This is a genomic window from Cupriavidus sp. GW822-FHT02D05 (assembly GCF_058802485.1).
This window is the reverse complement of sequence record NZ_JBXAOE010000081.1, coordinates 1-1,145: the sequence shown is the minus strand read 5'-3', so window position 1 is coordinate 1,145 and position 1,145 is coordinate 1. Positions and strand designations below refer to the sequence as shown.

Sequence of the window (1,145 nt, the reverse complement as noted above, 5' to 3'; positions counted from 1 at the left end):
TGAAGCGTTCCCCCTTGCCGTTGGTCACGCGTTCGCTCAGGTTGCCGCGCTCGTCCCAGGTGTAGTGGGTGCCGGCAGATTTTTTGACTAGTTTGACACTAGAATGAGTTCGCTTTCACAACGTAAGGGCATCATAGACTCTGACCTTAACATCGGTATCATTTTTGTATGCAAAGTAGATTATCGTCATGTCACTTTCGGCCCCATCCAAAATCAAATTTAGTTCAATTTTTTTTCTTTTTTCAGATGGCGCCTTTGGATCTATATTCAAAATGTTAGCGTGAATTTTTATATATTCATCATCCGGGCTATTTATCCTGGAAAGATCATCTTCATTAAGAATGTCGCCGCAAAGATACTCCAATATTGCTCTTTTTACGTCGCTAGCAGCACTAACCTCAAAATATCCATCCTTATCGAGAGAATCAAAATTATTCTGCGAAATCAAGTCGCATATTTTTTTTATTTCAGATTTTATTCCAGAATCAATCCACTCGTTCACGTTACCATCTCCTAGTTGAACTGTTTCGGTTTCCTGGCATCCGGGTTACTGTAGAACCACCGACCCCCAAGCCTGAAAAATAGCTATCGCTATGCATGATGTGACACCGAGCTTCTTCAGTCGATAGCCCTGCACGCCTCATCGCTCGATATGCGACCATTCGTTCCGCGGCATAGGTTCCTCCGACACCCTTTTGGCGTTGGGACTGAGTTGCAATATAGTGTTCTGATCCGACCTTACTGGAAGGCCCGCTTAGTTGGATGGCTGGCGCCGCATTCTCATCGTAATCGTTAATGCCTTTTACGGCAGCATTTTGAATAATATGGTGAGAATCTTTCGAAACTTCGTCGTGTCGCCCGTACTCTCGGCCCGCCTGGGATAGAATCTTCGCGCAATCAGCGGGACACGGGCGACATTTGGCTAGGCCAAGTGGATCAACCCAACCCACCGGATTCGGCGCGTACTGATATACGTTGATCCCACCAGCCAACCCAATCGGATCCTTGCTAACGAACCGTCCCGACACCGGATCATAATACCGATGCCGGTTGTAATGCAGCCCCGTCTCATGATCGTAATACTGCCCCTGGAACCGCAACGGGTTATGAATCCCCGCCTTGCGCGCCGCATCCGTTATCACCTC

Annotated in this window: 2 protein-coding genes; both read right to left on the bottom strand. The window is 47.6% G+C overall.

Features of this window, described 5'->3' with window-relative positions:
* Window positions 1-115: 115 nt before the first annotated feature.
* Window positions 116-502 (bottom strand): hypothetical protein, encoded by a 387-nt coding sequence (locus tag AC1RQK_RS40430; protein ID WP_492815267.1) that lies wholly within the window; start codon window positions 500-502, stop codon window positions 116-118.
* Between the two features lies 1 nt (window position 503).
* The coding region (locus tag AC1RQK_RS40425) for an RHS repeat-associated core domain-containing protein (RefSeq protein WP_492815265.1) at window positions 504-1,145 on the bottom strand (642 nt) is incomplete at its 5' end.